This window comes from Citrobacter sp. R4 (assembly GCF_026719175.1).
GTDB lineage: Bacteria > Pseudomonadota > Gammaproteobacteria > Enterobacterales > Enterobacteriaceae > Citrobacter_A > Citrobacter_A sedlakii.
The window spans coordinates 164,064-188,450 of sequence record NZ_JAPPSU010000005.1 but is presented as its reverse complement, the minus strand read 5'-3'; the positions used below and the strand labels follow the sequence as shown (position 1 = coordinate 188,450).

Here is a 24,387-nt window from a genome sequence, read left to right as displayed (position 1 = left end):
TTCTGCCTCGTTGTCCGGCTGTCTGCTTACAGTGCGGCAATCACCGCCTGCTGCTCAATCAGCTTGGCTTTCGCTTCGGCGTAGCCTTCCAGCTTCTCACGTTCTTTGGCGATCACCGCTTCCGGTGCGCGCGCCACAAAGCCTTCGTTGGCCAGTTTGCCTTCAATACGGCCAATTTCGGCTTCCACCTTCGCCACTTCCTTCGCCAGACGCGCCAGTTCGGCCTCTTTGTCGATCAGGCCCGCCATTGGGATCAGCAGCTCGGCGCCGTCGATAATCTTGGTTACGGAAACCGGACCTTTATCATCCACAGGCAGTACGGTGATGCTTTCCAGACGCGCCAGCGTTTGCAGGAAGCTACGGTTGTCGTTCACGCGACGAACGGCATCTTCGCTACAACCGCGCAGCAGCAGCGCCAGCGGTTTGCCCGGCGCGATGTTCATTTCCGCACGGATATTACGTACAGCCACGATCGCCTGCTTCAGCCATTCGGTATCCGCCAGCGCCGCTTCGTCAACCTGAGAGGCGTCATAAGCCGGGAACGGCTGGAGCATGATAGTGTCTGCGTTAATGCCGCAAATCACCTTCACGCGCTGCCAGATGGTTTCCGTAATGAACGGAATGATCGGATGTGCCAGGCGCAGCAGACCTTCCAGTACAGTCACCAGCGTATGGCGGGTGCCGCGCAGTTCTGCTTCTGTACCGCCGTTCATTACCGGCTTGGTCAGCTCAAGATACCAGTCACAGAACTGGTTCCAGGTGAATTCATACAGAATGCCTGCGGCAATGTCGAAGCGGAAGCTGTCCAGCGCTTCACGGTACGCTTTTACGGTCCGGTTGAATTCCGCGAGGATCCAACGGTCTGCCAGCGACAGCGTCATTTCACCGCCGTTGAAACCGCAGTCCTGATCTTCGGTATTCATCAGGACAAAACGGCTGGCGTTCCACAGCTTGTTACAGAAGTTACGGTAGCCTTCCAGACGCTTCATATCCCAATTGATGTCGCGACCGGTTGACGCCAGCGCCGCCAGGGTGAAGCGCAGGGCGTCGGTGCCGTGCGGTTCAATGCCGTCCGGGAACTGCTTCTCGGTGCGTTTGGCGATCTTCTCTGCCAGCTGCGGCTGCATCATATTGCCGGTACGTTTCTCCAGCAGTTCCGGCAGGGAGATGCCGTCCACCATATCCAGCGGATCGATCACGTTACCCTTGGACTTGGACATCTTCTGGCCTTCGTCGTCGCGGATAAGCCCCGTCATGTAGACGGTCTTAAACGGCACCTGCGGCTTGCCGTTTTCATCTTTGATGAAGTGCATGGTCATCATGATCATGCGGGCGATCCAGAAGAAGATGATGTCGAAGCCGGACACCATTACGCTGGTTGGGTGGAACTGACGCAGCGCGTCGGTGTTTTCCGGCCAGCCGAGGGTGGAGAAGGTCCACAGCGCGGAAGAGAACCAGGTATCCAGGACGTCGTCGTCCTGACGCAGCGCAACGTCGGCGGACAGGTTATTTTCCTGACGCACGTCGTCTTCGCTGCGGCCGACATAAACGTTGCCTTCGTTGTCGTACCATGCCGGGATACGGTGACCCCACCACAGCTGACGGGAAATACACCAGTCCTGAATATCGCGCATCCAGGAGAAGTACATGTTTTCATACTGCTTCGGCACAAACTGAATATCGCCGTTTTCAACCGCTTCTACCGCCGGTTTGGCCAGCACGTCGACGCGGACGTACCACTGGTCGGTCAGCATCGGTTCGATAACCACGCCGCCGCGATCGCCGTACGGCACGGTAAGATCGTGCGGTTTAATTTCTTCCAGCAGGCCCAGCGCGTCTACAGCGGCAACCACCGCTTTACGTGCGGCGAAGCGTTCCAGCTTCTGGAACTCAGCAGGGATATCGCTTGAGTAAACGTCAGACTCGTTGCCTTTGGTGTCGTACACTTCCGCGCTTTCACGGATGTCACCGTCGAAAGTCAGAATGTTGATCATCGGCAGAGCGTGACGACGGCCCACTTCGTAGTCGTTAAAGTCGTGCGCCGGGGTGATCTTCACGCAGCCGGTGCCTTTTTCCATGTCGGCGTGTTCGTCGCCGACAATCGGAATACGGCGGTTCACCAGCGGCAGCACCACGAACTTGCCAATCAGATCCTTATAACGCGGATCTTCCGGGTTCACGGCCACGCCGGTATCGCCCAGCAGCGTTTCCGGACGGGTGGTTGCGACCACCAGATAATCTTTACCGTCGGCGGTTTTGGCGCCGTCGGCCAGCGGATAGCGGATATGCCACATGGAGCCTTTCGACTCGCGGTTTTCCACTTCGAGGTCAGAGATCGCGGTGCGCAGCTTCGGGTCCCAGTTCACCAGGCGTTTGCCGCGGTAGATCAGGTCTTCTTTGTACAGACGGACGAACACTTCTTTCACGGCATTAGAAAGACCTTCGTCCATAGTGAAGCGCTCGCGCTCCCAGTCTACGGAGTTGCCGAGACGGCGCATCTGGCGAGTGATCGTGCCGCCGGATTCCGCCTTCCACTGCCAGATTTTATCAATGAAGGCGTCACGGCCGTAGTCGTGACGGGTTTTCCCTTCTTCTGCGGCAATTTTACGCTCAACCACCATCTGGGTTGCGATACCGGCGTGGTCGGTGCCGACCTGCCACAAGGTGTTTTTGCCCTGCATACGCTGGTAGCGAATCATGGTGTCCATGATGGTTTGCTGGAAAGCATGACCCATATGCAAACTGCCGGTGACGTTCGGCGGCGGGATCATGATGCAGAAACTCTCCTGGCTTTCATCGCCATTGGGTTTGAAATAGCCCTGCTTTTCCCAGTGCTCGTAAAGCGGCTGTTCGATATCTTGCGGGTTGTATGTCTTTTCCATTATTTCCAGGTTGCCGTATTCAGGTTAAAACCCGCCACGCGGTAGGCTTTGTAGCGCTCGCGTGCGGATTGTTTCAGAGAATCTTCGTGAGGAACGAAGTCTATCACTTCTGTGAAAGCGGTGGCAAAATCTGCAAAGCCGACGCGCAGGCTGATGAGCAGATCGCGTGGGCTGCTGTTGCGCTTTTCCGGCCAGGCGATTTCGACCGGCGCGCCACCGCGCGGGCCTTCCCCGGCCAGATTGTGCGGAACAAAGCTTTCCGCAGGTCTTGCCCATAGCGCTTCATCCAGACGCAGCGCCTGCTTTTCGTTTTCGCAGGCGATCAGTACGCGCTTGCCGCTGCGCCAACGTTCTGCGGCAATGTCACACACCAACTGTTCGACGGCGCTGAGGCCGTCCACGGTGTTGTCGTTGTCGAGAAGGTAGAACGTTGCGTTTCTCATATAGGGGGCTTCTTGTTGTGGATTTATATGCAAAGCCGGATGGCGCGATGCTTATCCGGCCTGCAATCAGCATTTTTACGTCGCCCCGGTAGCATAGCGCCACCGGGCAACAGACAACAATTACTCGTCGCCGTTAAAACCCGCACGGTTCAGCAGGAACTGCGACAGCAGTGCTACCGGACGACCGGTTGCGCCTTTTGCTTTTCCGGAGCGCCAGGCCGTACCGGCGATATCCAGGTGCGCCCAGTTGTACTTACGGGTAAAGCGCGACAGGAAGCAGCCCGCGGTAATCGCCCCACCCGGACGTCCGCCAATGTTCGCCATATCGGCAAAGTTAGACTCCAGTTGCTCCTGGAACTCGTCACCCAGCGGCAGACGCCATGCGCGATCGCCCGCTTGCTCGGACGCGCCGATAAGCTCGTGCGCCAGCGGATTATGGTTCGACATCAGTCCGGTGATGTGGTGGCCCAGCGCAATCACGCAGGCGCCGGTCAGAGTCGCGACGTCAATCACCGCTTCCGGCTCAAAACGCTCAACGTAGGTTAACACGTCACAGAGCACCAGACGGCCTTCGGCGTCGGTGTTCAGCACTTCGACGGTCTGACCGGACATGGTTGTCAGCACGTCGCCCGGACGATAGGCGCGACCGCCCGGCATGTTTTCACATCCCGCCAGCACGCCAATGACGTTAATTGGCAGTTGCAGTTCAGCGACCATACGCATTACGCCGTAAACTGCCGCTGCGCCGCACATGTCGTACTTCATCTCATCCATGCCTTCGGCTGGTTTGATGGAGATACCGCCAGAGTCAAAGGTCAAACCTTTCCCGACCAGCACAATCGGGCGCGCGTCTTCGTCCGGACTGCCTTTGTATTCAATGACCGACATCAGCGATTCGTTCTGGGAGCCGTGTCCGACCGCGAGATAGGCGCACATCCCCAGTTCGCGCATCTGCTGTTCGCCAATGACACGGGTTACAACGTTTTTGCTGTAACTGTCAGCCAGCTGGCGCGCTTGTGACGCCAGGTAGGCGGCGTTACAGATATTTGGCGGCATATTGCCGAGGTCTTTCGCCGCTTTGATCCCGGCGGCGATTGCCAGACCGTGTTGAATGGCGCGCTCGCCGCTGGTCAGTTCGCGGCGGGTCGGCACGTTAAAGACCATTTTACGTAACGGGCGACGCGGCTCGCTTTTGGTGGTCTTCAGTTGATCGAAGCTGTAAAGGGTCTCTTTCGCGGTTTCCACCGCCTGACGCACTTTCCAGTAATTGTTGCGGCCTTTGACGTGCAGTTCTGTCAGGAAGCAGACGGCTTCCATTGAGCCGGTATCATTCAGGGTATTTATCGTTTTCTGAATAACCTGCTTATACTGACGTTCATCCAGCTCGCGCTCTTTGCCACAACCGATGAGGAGGATACGCTCGGACAGAACGTTTGGAACATGGTGCAGTAACAACGTCTGCCCCGGTTTTCCTTCCAGTTCGCCACGGCGCAGCAGGGCACTGATGTACCCGTCGCTGATTTTATCGAGCTGTTCTGCAATCGGAGAAAGGCGGCGTGGTTCAAAGACGCCCACGACGATGCAGGCACTCCGCTGTTTCTCCGGGCTACCGCTTTTTACACTAAACTCCATGCACTACGCTCCTGAATCTTAAAGACAACGGCGGCACCTGCGGTTAGAATTGCAAGCTTTCGTAACTCATGTCCGCTGTTGCGGTGACTTCGTGTTAATCTTAACGTTATTACGGCATTGGCACGTCAGAACGCGTTCTGAGCGGCGAATCCGCTGAGTATAATAATTTTAGCGACGATTTCGACGACTCAAGAGAATAAATGACGGATAAGCCATGAAACAAGCTAAATTCCTGCAAAAGACGAGTTTTTACGGGCGTATTTAAAGTGATAATCATAAGATATCTGGTGCGGGAGACGCTCAAGAGCCAACTGGCGATTCTCTTTATCCTGCTTCTGATCTTTTTCTGTCAGAAGCTGGTGAGGATCCTCGGCGCGGCGGTTGACGGTGACATTCCGGCAAATCTGGTGCTCTCGCTTCTGGGGCTTGGCGTACCTGAAATGGCGCAGCTCATCCTGCCCCTCAGCCTGTTCCTCGGGCTTTTGATGACGCTGGGCAAACTCTATACCGAAAGCGAAATTACGGTCATGCACGCCTGCGGTCTGAGCAAGGCTGTGCTGGTCAAAGCCGCCATGATACTGGCGCTGTTCACCGGGATCATCGCCGCGGTCAACGTCATGTGGGCGGGACCGTGGTCGTCAAAACATCAGGACGAAGTGCTGGCGGAAGCCAAAGCCAACCCGGGTATGGCCGCGCTGGCGCAGGGACAATTCCAGCAGGCGACCAACGGCAGCTCGGTGCTGTTTATCGAAAGCGTAGACGGCAGCGACTTTAAGGATGTGTTCCTGGCGCAAATTCGCCCGAAAGGCAACGCGCGTCCATCCGTGGTCGTGGCAGATTCCGGACACTTGACCCAACTGCGCGACGGCTCCCAGGTGGTCACGCTGAATAAAGGCACCCGCTTCGAAGGCACCGCGCTATTGCGCGATTTCCGTATTACTGACTTCCAGGATTATCGGGCGATTATCGGTCATCAGGCGGTTGCGCTGGATCCGAACGATACCGACCAGATGGACATGCGCACGCTGTGGACGACCGACACCGATCGCGCCCGTGCCGAGCTGCACTGGCGTATCACATTAGTATTCACAGTATTTATGATGGCGTTGATGGTTGTGCCGCTGAGCGTGGTAAACCCGCGCCAGGGACGTGTGCTCTCGATGTTACCGGCGATGTTGCTGTACCTGATGTTCTTCCTGATCCAGACCTCGCTGAAATCCAACGGCGGTAAAGGCAAGCTGGATCCGGCTATCTGGATGTGGTTGGTCAACCTGGTGTATCTGGCGTTAGCCATTGGCCTGAACCTGTGGGATACCGTGCCGGTGCGCCGACTGCGCGCCCGTTTTTCACGTAAAGGAGCGGTGTGATGCAGCCATTTGGTGTCCTTGACCGCTATATCGGTAAAACCATATTTACCACCATCATGATGACGCTGTTCATGCTGGTGTCGCTCTCTGGCATCATCAAGTTCGTCGACCAGCTGAAAAAGGCCGGGCAGGGGAACTACGATGCGCTGGGTGCCGGGATGTATACCCTGCTCAGCGTGCCGAAAGATGTCCAGATCTTCTTCCCGATGGCCGCGCTGCTTGGCGCGCTGCTGGGCCTCGGCATGCTGGCCCAGCGCAGCGAACTGGTGGTGATGCAGGCCTCCGGCTTCACCCGGATGCAGGTCGCGCTTTCCGTCATGAAAACCGCGATTCCGCTGGTGCTGCTGACCATGGCTATCGGCGAATGGGTCGCGCCGCAGGGCGAACAGATGGCGCGTAATTACCGTGCGCAGGCGATGTACGGCGGTTCGCTGCTTTCCACCCAGCAGGGGTTATGGGCGAAAGACGGCAACAGTTTTGTTTATATCGAACGGGTAAAAGGTGAAGAAGAGTTAGGCGGCATCAGTATTTACGCCTTTAACGATCAGCGCCGTTTGCAGTCTGTTCGCTACGCGGCCTCCGCGACGTTCGACCCGGACGAGAAGGTCTGGCGTCTGTCGCAGGTGGACGAGTCGAACCTGCAGGATCCTAAACAGATTACTGGCTCTCAGACGGTGAGCGGTATATGGAAAACCAACCTCACGCCGGACAAACTGGGCGTGGTGGCGCTGGACCCGGATGCGCTTTCCATTAGCGGCCTGCACAACTACGTGAAGTATCTGAAGTCGAGCGGCCAGGACGCCGGACGCTACCAGCTCAATATGTGGAGCAAAATCTTCCAGCCGTTGTCCGTGGCGGTAATGATGCTGATGGCCCTGTCGTTTATCTTCGGTCCACTGCGTAGCGTACCGATGGGCGTGCGTGTGGTCACCGGCATCAGCTTTGGTTTCGTCTTTTATGTGCTGGACCAGATCTTCGGCCCGTTGACGCTGGTTTACGGTATACCGCCGGTTGTCGGCGCGCTGTTGCCGAGCGCTTCGTTCTTCTTGATAAGCCTGTGGCTGATGATGCGCAAGTCGTAACCGCAGTTTTATCCTTGTGATTGCCCGGTGGCGCTACGCTTGCCGGGCACAATGGGTGCAGCGTTCAGTGTCCGTCAGGCTAACGCTTTCTGCCGCCCAACAGGCTTCCCAGCATCCCGCGAATGATCTGATTGGTAACCTGTCGCGCTGCGCTTTTCGCTACGCTTTGTACCACGCCGTCGCGCTTGCCGCCGCGCGGACCGGTGCTGCCAAACAAAATATCCTTCAACCCGCCCAGGATACCATCGTCAACCGCTACCTCTTTGCCTTTCGCTGCAGGCGCGTTTTGCTCTTCAGTCGCGGCCTGAACACCCTTTTGCAGTAACTCAAACGCCGATTCGCGATCCCGTTCTTCTTCATATTTTCCATAGAGTGAAGAGTGGTTTATCAGCCCGTTGCGCTCGTCGTCAGTGACTGGCCCCATACGCGAGCAGGGGGCAATCACCATTGCCCGCTCCACCACCGATGGACTACCTTTGGCATCCAGGAAGGAGATCAGCGCTTCGCCGGTGCCCAGTTCCTGAATGGCTTTTTCCGTGTCGAACGCTGGATTGGCGCGCATGGTTTGCGCGGCGGTTTTCACCGCTTTTTGATCTTTCGGCGTAAAGGCCCGCAGGGCGTGCTGGACACGATTGCCCAGTTGACCGAGCACGTTATCCGGGATATCAGCGGGATTCTGTGAGACGAACCAGACGCCAACGCCCTTCGAACGGATGAGGCGGATCACCTGTTCGATTTTATCCAGCAGCACCTCTGGCGCATCGTTGAACAGCAAATGCGCTTCGTCGAAAAAGAACACCAGCTTCGGTTTTTCCAGATCGCCCGCCTCCGGCAGTTGCTCGTAAAGCTCAGAGAGCATCCACAGCAGGCTGGCGGCATAGAGTTTCGGCATCTGGTAGAGTTTTTCGGCGCTAAGGATATTGATGATCCCTTTACCGCTGGCATCGGTGCGCATCCAGTCTTTGATGTCGAGCATCGGCTCGCCGAAGAAATGGTTCGCCCCCTGTTGTTCTAAAGTCAACAGGCCGCGCTGGATCGCGCCGATGGAAGCGCTGCTGATATTGCCATACTGATTCTGGAAGGATTTCGCGTTATCGCCGATATATTGGGTAATCGCCCGCAGGTCTTTAAAATCGAGCAGTAAAAATCCCTGATCGTCGGCAATGCGGAAGATGATGTTCAGCACGCCGGACTGCACCTCATTGAGATTCAGCAGGCGCGCCAGTAGTAGCGGTCCGAGGTCCGAGATCGTGGCGCGTACCGGATGTCCCTTCTCGCCAAAGATATCCCACAGCACCACCGGGTTATTATGCGGCTGCCAGTCGCTGACGCCGATGTTTTGCAGCCTGGCAAGCAACTTCTCAGAGGCTTGTCCTTCCTGAGCCACCCCGGTGAGATCGCCTTTAACATCCGCCATAAATACCGGTACGCCGATGCCGGATAGCGACTCGGCGAGCTTTTGCAGCGTGACGGTTTTCCCTGTCCCTGTCGCCCCGGTAATCAGGCCGTGACGGTTCGCCATACCAGGCAGTAAAAACAGTTCGGTGTCCGGCGTGCGGGCAATTAACAAGGGTGCGCTCATGAGATTTCCTCCGTTTATCCTGCGTCGAGTATAGGCAACCGTGCGGCACTCTTCACCGCTTTATTCAACAGATTGCGAGGAGGGTTCCAAAGAGGAGGAGAGGACCGGGCAGCGAATGCCGCCCGGTAGAAGCGATTAAAAGTCGGCTTTAAGCACCACGCGATAACGGGCTTTGCCTTCACGAACGTGCTGGATAGCCTCGTTGATTTGCGACATGGGGAACAGTTCGGTGGTGGGCGCAACCTTGCTGCGACCGGCGAACTTCATTAGCTTACGCAGTTCAAAAGGCGTACCTGTTGCCGAGCCGGAGATGCTGCGATCGCCAGCAATCAGGGTAAACGCCGGGACAGGCAGCGGCTTCAGCACCGCACCGACGGTGTGGAAGTTGCCGCCGTGGGCCAGCGCTTCAAAATACGGTTGCCAGTCGAGATCGACGTTGACGGTGTTGATGATCAGATCGAACTGTCCAGCCAGTGCTTTCAGCGCTTCGGGATCGCGGCTGTTCACCACGCTATCGGCACCCATTGCCAATACTTCCTGCTTTTTCGCCGGATTGGAGCTAAACGCGGTCACTTCGCAACCCATCGCATGCAGGAGCTTGATGGCGATATGCCCGAGCCCGCCAATACCGATTACCCCAACACGGCTGGTGGCAGTAATGTGGTGCATCAGCAGCGGTTTAAATACCGTGATGCCGCCGCACAACAGTGGGCCTGCGGATTCAATATCAATGCTGTCCGGCAGCGGAATCACCCATTGCCAGTCTGCGCGAATTTTCTCGGCAAAGCCGCCGCGATTCAAAATGGTAGGGACGGCGCTTTCCAGACAATTGACCTGGTTACCGCTGATACAGGCGTCGCAATGCCCGCAGCTGCGCGCTGTCCAGCCAATGCCAACGCGCTGACCGACCTTCAGCCCTTTATCCTGCGCCGCGCTGCCGAGGGCCGCCACGCGACCAATCACCTCATGTCCCGCCACCAGCGGGTAGCTCGACATACCCCACTCGTTATCGATCATCGACAAATCGGAATGGCAGATACCGCAGTAGTCCACCTGTACCTCGACATCTTCTGCCTTGAGTTCACCCGCATCATATTCAAAGAGTTCGAGTTCGCTGCCCGCTTCTTTCGCGGCATAGCTTTTTATCATCGACATCGTGTTTCCCTCGTGTGGTGTTGAACTGGAAGTGTAGAGCATGGAAAACCGCGATGCTTCGCAGAAGGGGGGATATTGGCGTCAGAAGGGGAAGGTGTGCTGATTTTTTCAACACTTAGTGAACAAGGCAGATGCTACTGCTTGCATGGTTGCGAGCGACAGGTATAATCCACAACGTTTTCCGCATACCTCTTCAGTGCCGAAGTGGCGAAATCGGTAGACGCAGTTGATTCAAAATCAACCGTAGAAATACGTGCCGGTTCGAGTCCGGCCTTCGGCACCATCGGAACATCAATAGACGTCAACGGACGTCTTTTTTTGTGCCTGAAATCCAGTATCCGCAAGGCTTTCCTCGCTTTTTCATTCAACCTAAGTCAACCTGATTCAATCTACATCAACTTACTGATGCGGGTACATCTGCGGGTATATCCCGGTTCGATAATGTTTGTACCCACACAGAACCCTTGAAAGGATACTCATCATGGCTCTGAGTGATGTGAAGGTTCGTTCGGCTAAGTCTGAAGCAAAAGCTTATAAACTTACTGATGGTGAAGGCATGGTTTTGCTTGTTCATCCTAACGGCTCCAAATACTGGCGGCTTCGTTATCGCTTCGGCGGCAAAGAAAAGATGCTGGCGTTGGGGAAATACCCCGAAGTCTCGCTGGCGGATGCCCGGGCACGCCGGGATGAAGCCCGTAAGCTGTTAGCGAATGGTGTCGATCCCAGTGAGAACAAGAAAGCTGTTAAGGTAGAGCTGGAGCAAGAGGCGATAACGTTTGAAGTGGTAGCCAGAGACTGGCATGCCAGTAATCAGAAGTGGTCGGCATCGCATAGTGCTCGTGTATTGAAAAGCCTGGAAGATAATCTCTTTGCTGCTATTGGTAAGCGGAACATTGCTGAATTGAAGACACGGGATCTGCTTGTACCCATCAAAGCCGTCGAGTCATCCGGGCGGCTCGAAGTTGCCGCCCGTTTACAGCAGCGTACTACCGCGATCATGCGCTTTGCTGTACAGAGCGGTTTAATCGACTACAACCCTGCACAAGAAATTGCCGGTGCGGTTGCTACGGCGAAAAGGCAGCATCGTGCTGCGCTCGAGCTCAATCGCATTCCTGAACTACTTCATCGTATTGATCATTACTCAGGCAGGCCGTTAACCCGATTGGCTGTTGAACTCACTTTGTTGGTTTTCATCCGTTCAAGCGAGCTGCGTTTTGCCCGTTGGTCAGAAGTAGATTTTGAAACGGCCATGTGGACGATCCCCGGTGAGCGTGAACCGTTGGACGGTGTTAAACATTCTCAGCGTGGTTCAAAGATGCGGACGCCTCATCTTGTTCCTTTGTCGCGGCAAGCCTTAGCTATTTTGGAAAAGATCAAAAACATGAATGGAAACCGAGAGCTGATCTTTGTGGGCGATCACGATCCGCGTAAGCCGATGAGTGAGAATACGGTTAACAAGGCTTTGCGAGTGATGGGCTATGATACGAAAACGGAAGTGTGTGGGCACGGGTTCAGGACGATGGCTTGCAGCTCGCTGATTGAGTCAGGATTGTGGTCGAGAGATGCGGTGGAAAGGCAGATGAGTCACCAAGAGCGTAACACTGTGCGTGCGGCTTACATTCATAAGGCAGAGCATCTGGGGGAGAGGAGGCTAATGTTGCAGTGGTGGGCTGATTTTCTGGATGCGAATAGGGAGAAGGTGGTTAATCCGTTTGATTTTGCGAAAAAATAAAAAAAGTAACGCCATTGGGAATTAAGTAGTTCTATCTTCACGCCCTGTTTTTAAAACAAATAATGGGCATTTTGCCCATTATTTGTTTCTGATGATGAGTTAGACGTTATTGAACACCTAATGCTTTATACACAGCATCCACCGGATCTGCATAGAAACTGATTTGGAATTTGGAGAAAATTTCAGCAGGCACAGTCGGGATATCAGAAGCTGATGCCATCGGCAGCAGCACGCGTTTGCCCCCACTATCCATTGCTAGTTGCAAACTACCCGCCAGATCTTCAACCGGATTCACCACACCACCAAGTGTCATATCCCCGAGCACGACCATCTGTTCTTGCACTGGCTTGCCCATCAAAATGGAACAGAAGGCTACTAATGCTGCTAGGCTGGTTTTGGTACTAGAGCCTGAGTTATGTAACTCAACGGCATGCAGATGGTATTCATGCTCAGAAAATTTGGAGCTGGCACTGATACGGTTCAGATTGCCCTTGAAATAATCAAAACCTACACGGATGGCTTCTTTTGCTGGAGTATTGGAGCCTAGGCCAGATGTCGTGTGTTTACCATTACCAGGGGTCATTTGAGTCTCGAAGCGATAAAGACCCAGTTGACCAGTAACACCCTTGGTAACCATGTGCACAACTCCCGGTTTACTCAGACCTTCGGGGATCAACTGGCTCCCGCCTTGCTCAGGTACATTGACGAAAAACTCTTCAAGAGTTTCGTTGTCGAGATAGCTGAAATGCACATCGAAAAACTCCATGCCGCCTAGTTTTTTCAACTGCTCTTTGATTCTACGACGTAACTCTAATGCGTAGGTGAGACAAGGACGTACCTCCTCTTTACCAAACACACCATGAGGATACAGTAATTTGAGCAAACCTGAGACCGTGCGGCGTACTGCGATTACATCACGTTGGTTGAGGTTGTTCCCGAGTTTAAAGAAGCGGTCGATAGCATCAGAGAAGCTACGCTTGCGCATTTCTCGCATATATTCGGCCAGATAGTCGGTGATCAGACCGTAGTTATTGGTAAAAAATTCAGGCCGCATCTTAGGGATATCCCAGCCTGGGATATAGGCATGGAAACGGTCAAAGAAGGCTGTATCGATCATCGCTTCCGGGAAAGGTGCCAGGAGGTGACTGGTTTTGACTAACGTTTCTACGCTTTGGTTTATGTTGCCGACAAATACCATGGATGCTTTGGCTTCGATAGAATCACGGCCACGGGAAAAAGAGCCCGATGCCATGTAATCCTTCATGATCTGGACACCATCTTTATCTTTGAAGGTAATACCAGCCACTTCGTCAAAAGCTACCACATCCCACATGCCTACCAGCCCAACCTGCCGGGAACTCATGTTGTAAAACAGATTGGCGACTGTCGTCTGGCCACCTGAGACTAGTAATGAATTAGGCGAGCACTCTTTATAGACGTGGCTTTTACCGGTACCACGTGGGCCGAGTTCGCAGACGTTATAGTTGTTCTCAACAAAGGGGATCATCCGCGTCAACAGGTGCCACTTCACCCGTTGCTTCAGATTGGTTGGCTCCATGCCGATAGAGCGGATCAGGGTATCCAGCCATTGGTCTGTTGAGAAATTAGCCCGGGCGGCAAAAAGCTCTTCCATATCCATGGAGGGCATCTGGATAGGCTTAAGGTTGAAAATTGAGAAGGGCGAAATTCTTTGCCCTTCCTCATAAAAATAGTTAAGAGTAACGATACACCAGATTCCCCCGGTGAGTAGCTTCTCGTTAGCTTTAACAATGTTGGCGGGGATCACGGCATCTTTGATACCGAGGTTCGAAAGCTGAGCTTCGTAGACATCTTTCTTCTGGTTGAGCTTTACTCCGATTTTATCGATCACTTTAAAGCTACCACGCTCACGAATCAGAGATTTTACTTTCTCAGCCTCATCCGGGCGAACATAGTTCTCAGCGAGGATTTTTTTGACGTTTTCCAGACCTTCACGTACCACTTCATCATCGTCTGAAGCACAGTACATACCGAGCAGATACTCCAGTACATAGACAGGGACATTAGCCCCTTCTTTTAGCTGTTTGGTCAAATCCTTACGGACAACTTTACCCTTAAAGTAACGATTCAGACGGGCATCAAGATCCATGCTGGCATGCTGAGATAACTCATCGTCAATGCTGAGCATAGAAGCCTCATCAACAGTAGTTCCGCTCGGCTGGGCAAGCTTCTCCGTGTAAACGTCCATCTGCTGGATCACTACATTGTTCGTGATATGTGTGACATTCACCGCTGGCTCTTGTGCGGTTTCCTTTCCTACAAACTCACCTTCAGTAGGATTTATCTCATCATGTGGCATCTGGTATTGCTCCCGGGTACTGATTAGCTGGCACCCAACATTAGAATTTACTTTTCACATCCGCAGGATCGCTATTTTGCGAGCCATTAAAAACCGAATTCATCCTGTATTGCCAAATCAATAGTGACTGGATAGCGTGCCATTTCAATACCATCCTCATCATCAACGAGCAGCAATTGGTACTGCGCCTTGCGGTCAAATTGAGCACCGGTCAGTTTTAAACGCACGTCTTGCTGGCGCTGATCCAGATTACTTGAGGTCGCTTCAAAGAGTAGCTTCTCAATAGCTGACACGGTTTGTTCTGAACTATCTACCACCGAGAAACGAACCATTCTTGATTTATGACGTTCATCGACGGCATCGGTCTGCAGGAAGCGGATTTTATCGATCAGATTTACCAGCTTAATGGGTTGGTATGCCGGAACTATGTCGACTTTGGTTTTTTCATGCAGAGTTTGTTTCTTGCCACGCAGCTCTTGTACTTCAAGTATTGGAACACAGACCTCTTGCAACATTGCACCACCATGGACGAAGCGGGCTCCACCAACAAAATGGAAACGACTCACTCCTTTCGGAAGCCAGAATTCCACATCAGAGTTACCACCAACAACATTACGCAATTGCCCATGCCAGACATCTTCGTTTGTTGGTAAATTGCGACCAAGGAGATAGCGTTTTGAAGCTTCCAGAGTTCCAGATGGTTCGTGTTTCAGAGGCGATTTTACCCCGTTTTCAACTGAGGCCTGTTGGAATAAGAATCCATGATCGGCTGTGATAACTACGCGAGTAACGCCAAACCCATTGATAATTTTGTTGATGAGTCCATTCAGTTCGTCTATAGCCTGGCGGGCATGAATGAATGTCTTGAGCTCACTTTTCTGAGATTCACTCTGAGCATCGATGACATCGTGATAGACGTAGATTACCTTTGCGTCACCAACCGCCTCGTTAGCTTCTGCCCGGGTCCAGCTCAGCAGACTTTTGGCCGAAATCGCTATACCACCTACCTTACTTAAAATAGTGCTGCGATTTTCTAAACCCGCGCTGCTCTGTCCATCTACTAATACTGTTGAGTTGGTAGCGGCATAGTCTAGTTGCTGATGTGGGAGTAAGGCGGCCATGCCAAGTTGCGTGTAGGTAGGTAGTACCCCGAGCTGGCTCTTGAGCTGCGCAGTGAAGCGCTTGGCTTCATTTATCTGTCCCTGGAGCTCATGAGCAACTTCATAGCGCAAGGCATCACTGATAATAACAAACTGGCGCTTGACGCCGCTTTGGGCAAAGCGTTGTTTTATGACTGTATCATAGAAGCGATGCTGAGAAGGGAGGCCAAGTTGCCAGTTATCAAGCAACTGCTCTTTAACTAGCAAGCCATCCCATGTCAGTCCCAGTTGGTACAGATACCAGTTCACATACAAATCTTCGATTTTACTGGCCAGTACTGCCAGCACTTCTACTGACTGTCCTTGCAGATGTAATAGCGCTTCATTAAACAGGCGATAGGCTGCATCAAACTGGAACAATTCAGCTTCATAGGCAAGATACATTTCTTGCGCTGAAGTGTAATGAAAACCATCCGGTTTCGAACGGCGTAGTTCTAGCAACAATTCAGCTTGTTGCAGCGCCTGGTAAATATATGCATATTTAGGTACAGTTCTGGCCCAGAATCCATGTCGACGACGAGAGATTAGTTGGGCAAACTCTACTCGATTCAGTTTCAAGTCACCGTTGTTTAATCCAGAAATCAGCTCACGGATCAAACCTTGTTCTACCGCTTCAAAGCCTTCGACTTCTCCCCAGAGCCAGATATCTTGCGCTGTCAGGCGTGAAGCAAGTTCGAGCTGATCCGCTACCTGTGCAGATATGTCGGCAAAATTGCTGCTGTACTGGTTAGAATCACGCCAACCAGATAGCAGAGCCATAGCATTCGCACGTCCGGTGGGAGTGGCTAATAGTTGTGACTGTAGCCAGACAGGGCGCTCTTTGGTATCAAGCTGTTCGTAGCATTCACTCACTAGTAACTTACGAATCAGTTCGCGTAGTGACGGTTCTGTCCCTTCAGCTGTATGGTATCCATATTCAAGGTTCATTAGATGCCAAAATCCAGGCAGCAATCCATGCTGTTCTAGCGGAGCAAGAGCGGTTTCAGCATTCTCAAGTAACCGATCGCCAATGCTTTTCATTATTTCGGCAATCTGAGCATGACAGGCCAGCACGACACTTATCATCTTCATATCAAGTGATAGCGGATCTTCTATACCGCCACGGCCGTCCAGGCGACGTTTAAAGGCAGCAGTACGCTCTTTGTTGGCGAAAAAGCTTTTACGTGACGCGATGTGGTCGCGGAGCGCCATATTGGCGAGACCGAGGTCATTAAGCAGAATTGAGGCTGCATCAGCATAAAAAGTGGTGCTATAACGACGTATATCGAGCAACCAGTCTTTAGCTGGTGATGGTTCTGAACTGGGCCAGTAGAGAAGGAACCCCTGCATGGGTTCATCGATTTCAATGCGTTTGCGAGTTTGAAGCTGTGACTGCTCTGCCATATTGAGCACTGTTACTGGCAACCCGTTCCACAGTATGGTGAGCTCTGTAAGCTGTGCAGTAAAGCTCTGTTCTGGGTCGTGCCAGAAAACAATCCGATCTGCGGTGAATTTGTTGTTAAGCCCGGTTTGAAGCTGAGTGATATCCATCAGTACGTCTCGGAATAATTAAGCCATCAGCACCATGGCTGTGAATCGGCGGTAGCGTGTAATGTTGAAGATGATTATACCAACTCTGAACGTTGGTGAGTGACTGAATCCCACATGCTAAAGATTCAATATCTAATCTAACTGATTTGTACAGGGGAATAGTGAGAACAAAGTGATAAAGCGGAGACATAAGCGTACCCGCTTTATCCTTTTGAAATTACTCGGCTTTATCGCCAGTAATAGCTTTCGCTTCAGCTAATAAAGTACCGAACTTGGCGTAGTTGATTTTAACGCCATCGTCGAGATCGAGCTGGATCTTCATATCAGCATAGTGTTTGAGCTGGTCGTCAAAAGAACGCAGCTCGGTAATCTGTTTGGTCAGGCTATCGATCTCTTTACCGATGCGTTTGGCTTCGGCTGTTTCTGCTTCATTCTGTTGCAGACGTAGGCGGTCAATACGGCTATCCATTTGGCCGAGCAGAGGCGTGACATACTCGGTACGCATGCGCGGGAGGGTAGTTTCATTATAGCGATGCAAGTAGACCAGACATTCAAAGGCTTTCTCTTTACCTGAACTAAATAGCCAGTAGATCGGGCGTTTTTTATAGGTCTTCAGGTGGTCTTTAAAGAATTGGGTCGAGAGATAGCGGCGAATAGTCTCGCGTGAGGTTTCTCCTCCTTTTTTCACTGGCTTGATCGCAGCTAAGCACAGGCTATCGGCAATAAATTGCAGGTTTTCTTCCAGATGCTCAATTCCCCAGACTGTGCGGACAAATTCTACAACCTGAGCGGCAACATCATCTTCAAACCAGGCTTCAGAGGTCAGCGGTAGAATACCATCGCTGTCGGCAGGAAAACGGGTAAAAGCACCCTCTTCGACAAGAGTATTGAATCCTTCGTTACTACTACGGGCATAAACCAAACCTTCACGATCAAGAGAAAAGCGGCCCATCATGCAGCCGATAGCATAAGAAATAAGCTCGGATAGGGTATCGCTTTGCAAACGTTTTTCTCGTTCATGGTCAGTGAGATTAGCGCTGTAGCGATAGTATGGGTTGCATGTTAGAGTAATTTCGCTTAGTGATATTTCTGGCGTGAGTTCATCCTGCAAGCCGTAGGCATCGAGAAATAAGCGATTATTTTCTTCTTCGAGACGTTGCATTTCCTGCGTCATATCGTGCCACTTAAGTCGTAGTTTTCGATAGGTAAGCTTTAAACTTTGTATAGGCAGGTCAAAATTTAAAAGATGCAATTTTGAAAAACCCCATGACTCCTCATATGAATCCCAGTCAAGTTTAGCAATTTCAACCAAATTACTGGATTTTATTTTATCTTTATCGACAGACATCATGACTGGAATCTTACCAACGTCACCTGCTTCAAAATTTAATGTCGGAGAGAAAACGGAAAGATAATAAGATGCTACTTTAGAATTTAGGAACGCAAGTATTAATTTTTCTTGTCCATCCAAACCATAAAGCGTTTTACTGCCAGTTCCAGGAATAATCCCGATGTTAACTTCTCGACATGAAAAGCTGCCTGAAGCAACTGCAGACCATGTAATCCCCGGACAGAAAAAATAATCTAAGTTAAATAATCGTCTGGACCAATGCGTTGTATTAGGATCCTTGGGGTTATTAACAACAAATTGTTTTATATCCTGACCTTCATTTTTCCAATTTATGACTGTCTCGTTATAACCATACCAACGTTTATTTCCACCACCTTTATTGTAAGGAAACCATCGACTACCTGAGTTCATTGCATCGTCATGCGAACAGGCTACTCTATTGAGATCACTTGAAGAAACCTCAAACCACATCCGCAAGAATAGTTCAGAGTTACACGATGACATTCCCGACTTAGCTTCTGAGATAGAGGATAAGGTAGGGTTTTTCTCACTGATAGAAACAGCTTCTTTAGAAAACCAGTATGCAATTGGGTTACCAGGAATCTTTTCGAAATCTGCAGCCGGGGCGCGATACAAAAGTTTGTTTGTATTTTTTCTATCTCTTTGGCTCATTACGAGTCTCCTTTAGGTAATTCTTTTCTGCTATATGCCATATCCTGAGCAAATCCATCCGGAACGGGCTTAAAGGGTTTTCCAGGTGAACGGTGGCTGGACTGGAACCGGCGCAATGCGGTTATGTCAATTTCACCGGTGATACAGTAATCGTGATTACCACCTTTCACGCGCATTAAGTCGCGTTGATAGCGTTCTTTGTATGGTGCACGAATACGGCTATCCCCATAAAGGCGATTATTACACTGGATGATGTAGGCATGGATATCAAGTGCAGCGGATTCCACCAATGCATTAAACGTGTCGGTATCAGGGTTCCATTCTGGTACAAATAACGCATCGACTTTACCGCGCAGATCGGCCCGGTAGCGAATATTGGTTAATTCACTGCAGATCATTAGTGCAAAACGAAAATCGCCATGTTGCACTATCGGTGGTTGTGTCCATTGTGTGGTAGGACTTAATTCAAGACCTGCGAGGCGGAAGAGCTCCTGTTCTTCATGTAATGCAGGTCGCTGCTTATCTTGTCGGTAGAGCATCAGAGATGGGAAGCCCAGACCATCATGACTCAGCGAGGCCCATACCTGATTACGTACGCGCTTTTTCGGAGCATGCAGATATTCCACACCACTGATAAATGAAATACCACGCCCCTTAAGTTTGTGGGCTATGCGGATAAACCACTGCGGTGGTAAAGCCAGCTCCGGTAAAATGAGATATCCACTATTATCAGGTCTGGAGATCAGTTCATTGATTAGACGACTGAGTCGCTGATAACGGCGACGACTATCAGGATCGGGTTTGTTCATCACCGCTGCGACAAAACTCGGCCCACTAGTTTCCCAGCTAGATACCGCGATTGTATGCTTGGACTTAGGTTCGCCATCAGGGATCTGAAGTATTTTCTTACCGTTATTCCAATGCGGCATTTTGTGCTTGGTCAGCTCAAAACCACGTAAAGCCTGCATCACCTGGCTCAGCTTAGCGCAGTGAAGCGAATTAAACGGATCTGGTGCTATCAAATACAACTCATTGAGGCTAAAAGGGCGAGTAGCGAAATTTAGACCTGCCGGGATCCCTCTTTTAAATTTGAGCCAATCCACGAGAATACGGATACCTTCCGTTATATTGCAAGGAAGTAACTCATGTGCATCTGAGGTGATTAATTTATTGCGTGCAATGATGCCTCGCTGGCTCACCATCTCTTTGGGCAGGCCGATGAAGCGAAGTGGAATATGCGCTAGATCGTAACTGAATAGCCGAGCATGAGCTCCCTGTAAGACATTGCGGCCGAGAAGTTTAAACAGACTAGACTCTAAGTGCTTTTTAAACTGTAAGGTATTACGGAATTCCTCCCAGGCAACCTTTCCTTCACCACATAGCTTGTGTGGAAAAGACGAAATAATGCTTTCAGCAACAGCATCGTAAAGTGTGTTCCACCAATCATGTTGTTGATATTGCAAGGAAGACTGCAGACCCTTAATCGATATAGTGCAATGATCTTTGACCTTTTCCGTTAGCTTATTAAGAGCCTTAATCATTTTATCAAGATAGCTAAAATCTTCACAAGCGACTGCCATTCGAATGATACGTGGTAGGTATTGAGCCAGTTCGAAAAACTTTATTGGCGTAAGCAAATGACCTGTTACCGCATCGAAAAAAGCATGGCGGTATTCTTTCCAAGCATCAGGCAGAAGGTCGCGTTCATAAGCTTCATAGTCACGCAGATTGAGAGCGAAGCTAGCTCGATGCAGGGTTAAAGCATCAGTTTTACGCAGATTATCGGCTTGTTCACCAATATGACTGGTTGCTTTAAGCAGATCGGTTGCCACTGATTCGGCTGAATCAGGAAGGTTTGGTAAAGAGCGCCATTCGCTTGCACGTTGATTAATCTGCTCAGAGATAGCATTGACCAAAGCAATACCAGCCGCGCCAGACAGAACGAATAATTTATTTTTGTTGTTTGTAAACACGATACGGCTGGAACATGTTTCAAGGTAATCAGGCTTGAAAAGGATAGCCTGTTCTTTTGGGTTATCCATATGTTCCCACTTAAATAACTCTTTGCCCCCATCCCGATTGAAGATCCAATCCCAGAACTGATACGTATTTTTTATCTTATTGGTATTTTCCATCACTAACAGGATGTCATCCACATAGCGACCATAGTAGAGTGGAACAACCTGCTGTTCGATAAACTGATCGAGCTTAAAGAGTGCTGCATTGGCAACAACAGCAGAGGCTGGCAAACCAACGGGTAAGCCTTTTCCGAGTGGTGTTAGTTTTGCCCAGGCTTCCAGTGCAGTAATAAACAATTGGTGCAGTCTCGTCTGACTCTGATCCAATTCGACGCCGATCAGTTTTATAAAGGCCGGATCTTGCATAAAACCGGGATTTAGTTCATGGAAAAAACTGCTCACATCAGCTGTAAGAGCTAAGACCTCTTTTTTATCTTGCAGTGCTGAACGCATAGCGTTAATGCCGCCATCACGCCAGTCGCGAAAAGGTTTGAGGTAAGGGGTAAATGATCCCAGTGCTAGTTCGTTAATTTGATCATGGCGATTACGGCGTAATCGGCTGCCATAAACATTGCTACTGAGTTTTTTATCAAAAAGCGAACCCACCTTGAGCATCCAAAGAGCTGAAAGGACATGGAAGTCCAAACTGCAGCAGGCCATCAAACGAAATTCTGCTGTGACTTCTTTTCCAGCTTCTATTATCTTCTGCCATTCATCATCGGGTGATGCGAAAATTAGTCCTGTGCTGTCATCTGTTTTCTCCGTTTTAATGGCTTTTGGGACCAGAGACCAACCCCCTAGAAAATCTGGGTTGTGTATCCAATCTTGATCTTCTCCATTGATTCGTTCTTGCAAATCAGTGAGGTTAACCTGCAGCTTATCCTCGTAGTCAGCAATGGCAAATAGCGACGGAGTTGTCGAGTAATAGAGGTCTACTTTAGCCTTACGATAAGCGAGCCCTAAATCTTCTAATGTAAAACCCATATCGTGTCTCCTTTCCCTATTTTCGTTTTGCTACTGCTTTTTTTTTCAGATTTTTAGCTGTATCAACAAAGCACCAGAAGTCAGTCTTTTTCATTTGACAGAAGAGTTTTAGCTGGCCTTTATAACGATGTTCAATGTGATACCAGATTGGATTTCCTGCAACTCGTTCAATATCGGCATGAGCAGCTGCATTTCGCAGATGGTAAAAAATACTCTTTAAAATGTTACTCTTCGCGTTATGGAACCAGATCAGATTTTGCTTGTTATCTGCAGTAGGTAGGGTTGATGTCGCCAGTTCTTTTTCAGTCGAGAAAGGCTGGATTTGTAGACTAAGTCCACTCTTTAACTTGCGATATCCTTTAACCTGGGTTGATAACAGTTCAGATGTTAGCCCCTGGTGCTGCTCGTAATAGAGCACCAACTTTTCATAGATGTCGGCTAACTCGGCGCGAGTCAATTTGTGAAGGTTAGAGTTTGACATTATCTGCTTAAGCCCTATTTCTTTAAGCAATAGCTGCTTTAAACATGGCTGCTTTTTCTGCTTCAGAGTTTCCATCCACTAAACGGAGATAAGTGCCCTGATAGCTTGAAAGGTGAAAATTCCCTAATACGAATGCAGTAGTTGAGACGACTTCTCCACCAATACTATCAAATCCTCTTGCCCCAAGATGGGTCATACTCAGAATAGTGTGTTGATTCAAAATTCGGGTACGCAATGACTCGTATGAAGAAAGGAACATCCAGCTTTGCATGGTGATCATCGCTACCACACCTGACTCTTTGGTTAAATCCAGATTTCGTTCGATAAAAATGGCAAACAGGTCTGACTTGCTATTAGGGAACTGCTTTTTAGCGAACTCTTTCAGATCCGCATTCATCCCCTTACTGCCCATGTACGGTGGATTTGCGATCACCGCATCATAGCGTTTAGCTAGTAGGCGAGCTTGTGCTAGCAGCGGTAATAGTTTTTTAGATTCAGGTCGTTGCATATTATCGCCATTTTTGCTGAGTTCCTGAATCGTGGAATAGAGCTCCTCAATAGCTGAGGCTTGTTCAGTAGATATACTAATTAAGGAACCCAGTGTTTTGGCATTAAGAAAACGCTGATGCAGGTCTTTTAGAAGCGTCAGACGGGGGTCATCTGTAGCTTGGGCTACTGTAAGTAGATCTTGAGTCTGGCCATGCTGCGCATCAGCATTGAGATTAAGTGCTTGCCAAAGTTTCTGAATGTTGAGGTGTCGACTTTCCTGTAGGGCGTAAATATTCAGGTCTATATCACAACCATTGTTACGAGAAAACAGACGACGATCATCCTGACGGGCACGCATTAGCAAAGCAAAACCCGCCAGCTGTGCAGCGCGGTCGTCGATATCGAGTCCAAAGAGGTTATTCTTAAGTATTAGCACTGGGATCTCGCGGCTCCGATAACCGCGTTCTTCATAAATTCGATAGAGCACATTATAGGCTTCCACCAGAATATGGCCGGACCCACAGGCTGGATCGAGTACGCGTATTGATTCAGGTTCGATGCTGGCGGTTGTAAGTTCAGCCAGTTGTGCCACTACCTCGGAAGCCTGCTCGCCTTGGTCGATATAGTAGGGCATCGTGCTTTTGAGTGTGGTCTCAGGATAGGTTTGCAGCCAGTAACGTCCCACCGAGTTTTGCACCAGATATTGTACTATCCAGTTAGGCGTGAACAGCTGAGTAGCGGCAGGAATATCTGCGGATTTGACCACCTTACCAATGACCTGCTCTTTTTTCTCACTAATGTAAAATTGGTAAAGCCAGCCGATAACCTCTACTTGCTGCCAGTCAAGTTCTGGGATCTCATCTACCAGTTCGCGCCAGAAGGCATCAGTGCGGGTAAGGCCTGTAGGCAACAGGAGTTCTGTTTCATCATCAATGGCTTCAAACAAAAATGGCATTGCCTGATGCAGTCGGTGACATTGGCCGAGAAGTAGCTCACGGAAGAGAGTCTCCTGCTCATTACCTGCCAGTAACAAGTCCAACAGAGCCGGCTTATCCAAAGCCACACCTTCTGTTATCAGGGAATCGATCACCTCAGGGGCGCGATCCAACACTTCAAAACCCTGTGGCTGAGAAGGGTGTGATAGCAGACGTACACCGTGTTCTAAATATCCCTCTTCGCTTTTCAGCTCCATAAAGCGGATGGCACAGAAGCGGTTAAACCAAGTGTATGCGACATGCTCTATTAAAGTCTCATAACTATCGTTTGCAAGCTGTTGTTGCAGGCGCTTAAGGGCAGAGGCACAACTGGCTGGATGGGTAAATCCAGCAACTTGCAAAACTTCACCGCTAATTACCGGCTCAATATGGCCCTTGGCAGTGATTCCAAATTCAGCAGCGCGTGCTTTGATCGCTGTGATAAATGCTGTACGAGCCCGAGGGGCTATTTTTTTTAAATTGGCAGTGTTCATTAAGGCTCACAAATTGGTTTA

15 protein-coding genes and 1 tRNA gene are annotated in these 24,387 nt (G+C 50.5%); 5 read left to right on the top strand and 11 right to left on the bottom strand.

The annotated features are described in order from the left end of the window. Positions 1-26: 26 nt before the first annotated feature. From OOJ60_RS13260 to pepA, 3 genes are all read right to left on the bottom strand, one after another. Entirely contained in the window at positions 27-2,882 is a 2,856-nt protein-coding gene (locus tag OOJ60_RS13260) for a valine--tRNA ligase (RefSeq protein ID WP_205612710.1), read from the bottom strand. Then, positions 2,882-3,325: a DNA polymerase III subunit chi gene (gene holC / locus OOJ60_RS13255; protein ID WP_042289386.1), complete on the bottom strand. Its 444-nt coding sequence runs from the start codon at positions 3,323-3,325 to the stop codon at positions 2,882-2,884. The genes OOJ60_RS13260 and holC overlap by 1 nt, the downstream gene beginning before the upstream one ends. Positions 3,326-3,445: 120 nt before the next feature. Continuing rightward, complete coding sequence (pepA, locus tag OOJ60_RS13250) at positions 3,446-4,957, bottom strand: leucyl aminopeptidase (RefSeq protein WP_060570896.1); 1,512 nt, start codon at positions 4,955-4,957, stop codon at positions 3,446-3,448. Positions 4,958-5,110: 153 nt separating this feature from the next. Here pepA and ytgA point away from each other — a divergent pair, with 153 nt between their 5' ends. The 3 genes from ytgA to lptG all read left to right on the top strand — a co-directional run bounded on the left by ytgA (position 5,111) and on the right by lptG (position 7,406). Then, entirely contained in the window at positions 5,111-5,161 is a 51-nt protein-coding gene (gene ytgA / locus OOJ60_RS13245; RefSeq protein WP_211180521.1) for a protein YtgA, read from the top strand. A gap of 62 nt (positions 5,162-5,223) precedes the next feature. Beyond that, the gene (gene lptF / locus OOJ60_RS13240) at positions 5,224-6,324 is read left to right on the top strand and encodes an LPS export ABC transporter permease LptF (protein ID WP_042289383.1); all 1,101 of its coding nucleotides are present in this window, start codon (positions 5,224-5,226) and stop codon (positions 6,322-6,324) included. Next, on the top strand, positions 6,324-7,406 hold the full coding sequence (lptG, locus tag OOJ60_RS13235; protein ID WP_042289381.1) for an LPS export ABC transporter permease LptG: 1,083 nt from the start codon (positions 6,324-6,326) through the stop codon (positions 7,404-7,406). The genes lptF and lptG overlap by 1 nt, the downstream gene beginning before the upstream one ends. A gap of 79 nt (positions 7,407-7,485) precedes the next feature. Here lptG and OOJ60_RS13230 read toward each other — a convergent pair whose 3' ends face one another. Together OOJ60_RS13230 and ahr are read right to left on the bottom strand one after the other, a co-directional pair. Then, entirely contained in the window at positions 7,486-8,988 is a 1,503-nt protein-coding gene (locus tag OOJ60_RS13230) for a helicase HerA-like C-terminal domain-containing protein (protein ID WP_042289380.1), read from the bottom strand. Positions 8,989-9,123: 135 nt separating this feature from the next. Then, positions 9,124-10,143: an NADPH-dependent aldehyde reductase Ahr gene (ahr, locus tag OOJ60_RS13225; RefSeq protein ID WP_205612709.1), complete on the bottom strand. Its 1,020-nt coding sequence runs from the start codon at positions 10,141-10,143 to the stop codon at positions 9,124-9,126. A gap of 198 nt (positions 10,144-10,341) precedes the next feature. On the opposite strand from ahr, the gene OOJ60_RS13220 reads away from it, so the two are divergent. Both OOJ60_RS13220 and OOJ60_RS13215 read left to right on the top strand, forming a co-directional pair. Further along, positions 10,342-10,426 (top strand) — tRNA-Leu (locus OOJ60_RS13220). Between the two features lie 198 nt (positions 10,427-10,624). Further along, positions 10,625-11,875, top strand: coding sequence for a tyrosine-type recombinase/integrase (locus OOJ60_RS13215; protein WP_205612708.1), 1,251 nt, complete (start codon positions 10,625-10,627; stop codon positions 11,873-11,875). Between the two features lie 106 nt (positions 11,876-11,981). Here the strand turns inward: OOJ60_RS13215 and brxL are convergent, their stop codons facing one another. The 6 genes from brxL to pglX (OOJ60_RS13185) all read right to left on the bottom strand — a co-directional run bounded on the left by brxL (position 11,982) and on the right by pglX (OOJ60_RS13185) (position 24,366). After that, complete coding sequence (gene brxL / locus OOJ60_RS13210; RefSeq protein ID WP_205612747.1) at positions 11,982-14,042, bottom strand: protease Lon-related BREX system protein BrxL; 2,061 nt, start codon at positions 14,040-14,042, stop codon at positions 11,982-11,984. A gap of 257 nt (positions 14,043-14,299) precedes the next feature. After that, entirely contained in the window at positions 14,300-16,903 is a 2,604-nt protein-coding gene (pglZ, locus tag OOJ60_RS13205) for a BREX-1 system phosphatase PglZ type A (RefSeq protein WP_205612707.1), read from the bottom strand. A 217-nt stretch (positions 16,904-17,120) separates the two neighbouring features. Further along, positions 17,121-18,926, bottom strand: coding sequence for a BREX-1 system adenine-specific DNA-methyltransferase PglX (gene pglX / locus OOJ60_RS13200; RefSeq protein ID WP_205612706.1), 1,806 nt, complete (start codon positions 18,924-18,926; stop codon positions 17,121-17,123). Continuing rightward, complete coding sequence (locus OOJ60_RS13195; RefSeq protein ID WP_205612705.1) at positions 18,926-21,928, bottom strand: reverse transcriptase domain-containing protein; 3,003 nt, start codon at positions 21,926-21,928, stop codon at positions 18,926-18,928. Before OOJ60_RS13195 ends, pglX (OOJ60_RS13200) begins: the two co-directional genes overlap by 1 nt. Positions 21,929-21,944: 16 nt before the next feature. Next, positions 21,945-22,409, bottom strand: a complete 465-nt coding sequence (locus OOJ60_RS13190; protein ID WP_137675670.1) for a hypothetical protein — start codon at positions 22,407-22,409, stop codon at positions 21,945-21,947. A 22-nt stretch (positions 22,410-22,431) separates the two neighbouring features. Continuing rightward, on the bottom strand, positions 22,432-24,366 hold the full coding sequence (gene pglX / locus OOJ60_RS13185) for a BREX-1 system adenine-specific DNA-methyltransferase PglX (RefSeq protein ID WP_205612704.1): 1,935 nt from the start codon (positions 24,364-24,366) through the stop codon (positions 22,432-22,434). Between the last annotated feature and the right edge of the window lie 21 nt (positions 24,367-24,387).

Excerpts from the sequence above, each read along its gene's own strand:
- OOJ60_RS13260 (WP_205612710.1), bottom strand. The coding sequence starts at position 2,882 with ATGGAAAAGACATACAACCCGCAAGATATCGAACAGCCGCTTTACGAG.
- holC (WP_042289386.1), bottom strand. The coding sequence starts at position 3,325 with ATGAGAAACGCAACGTTCTACCTTCTCGACAACGACAACACCGTGGAC.
- pepA (WP_060570896.1), bottom strand. The coding sequence starts at position 4,957 with ATGGAGTTTAGTGTAAAAAGCGGTAGCCCGGAGAAACAGCGGAGTGCC.
- lptG (WP_042289381.1), top strand. The coding sequence starts at position 6,324 with ATGCAGCCATTTGGTGTCCTTGACCGCTATATCGGTAAAACCATATTT.
- OOJ60_RS13230 (WP_042289380.1), bottom strand. The coding sequence starts at position 8,988 with ATGAGCGCACCCTTGTTAATTGCCCGCACGCCGGACACCGAACTGTTT.
- ahr (WP_205612709.1), bottom strand. The coding sequence starts at position 10,143 with ATGTCGATGATAAAAAGCTATGCCGCGAAAGAAGCGGGCAGCGAACTC.
- OOJ60_RS13215 (WP_205612708.1), top strand. The coding sequence starts at position 10,625 with ATGGCTCTGAGTGATGTGAAGGTTCGTTCGGCTAAGTCTGAAGCAAAA.
- brxL (WP_205612747.1), bottom strand. The coding sequence starts at position 14,042 with ATGCTCAGCATTGACGATGAGTTATCTCAGCATGCCAGCATGGATCTT.
- pglZ (WP_205612707.1), bottom strand. The coding sequence starts at position 16,903 with ATGGATATCACTCAGCTTCAAACCGGGCTTAACAACAAATTCACCGCA.
- pglX (WP_205612706.1), bottom strand. The coding sequence starts at position 18,926 with ATGAGCCAAAGAGATAGAAAAAATACAAACAAACTTTTGTATCGCGCC.
- OOJ60_RS13195 (WP_205612705.1), bottom strand. The coding sequence starts at position 21,928 with ATGGGTTTTACATTAGAAGATTTAGGGCTCGCTTATCGTAAGGCTAAA.
- OOJ60_RS13190 (WP_137675670.1), bottom strand. The coding sequence starts at position 22,409 with ATGTCAAACTCTAACCTTCACAAATTGACTCGCGCCGAGTTAGCCGAC.
- pglX (WP_205612704.1), bottom strand. The coding sequence starts at position 24,366 with ATGAACACTGCCAATTTAAAAAAAATAGCCCCTCGGGCTCGTACAGCA.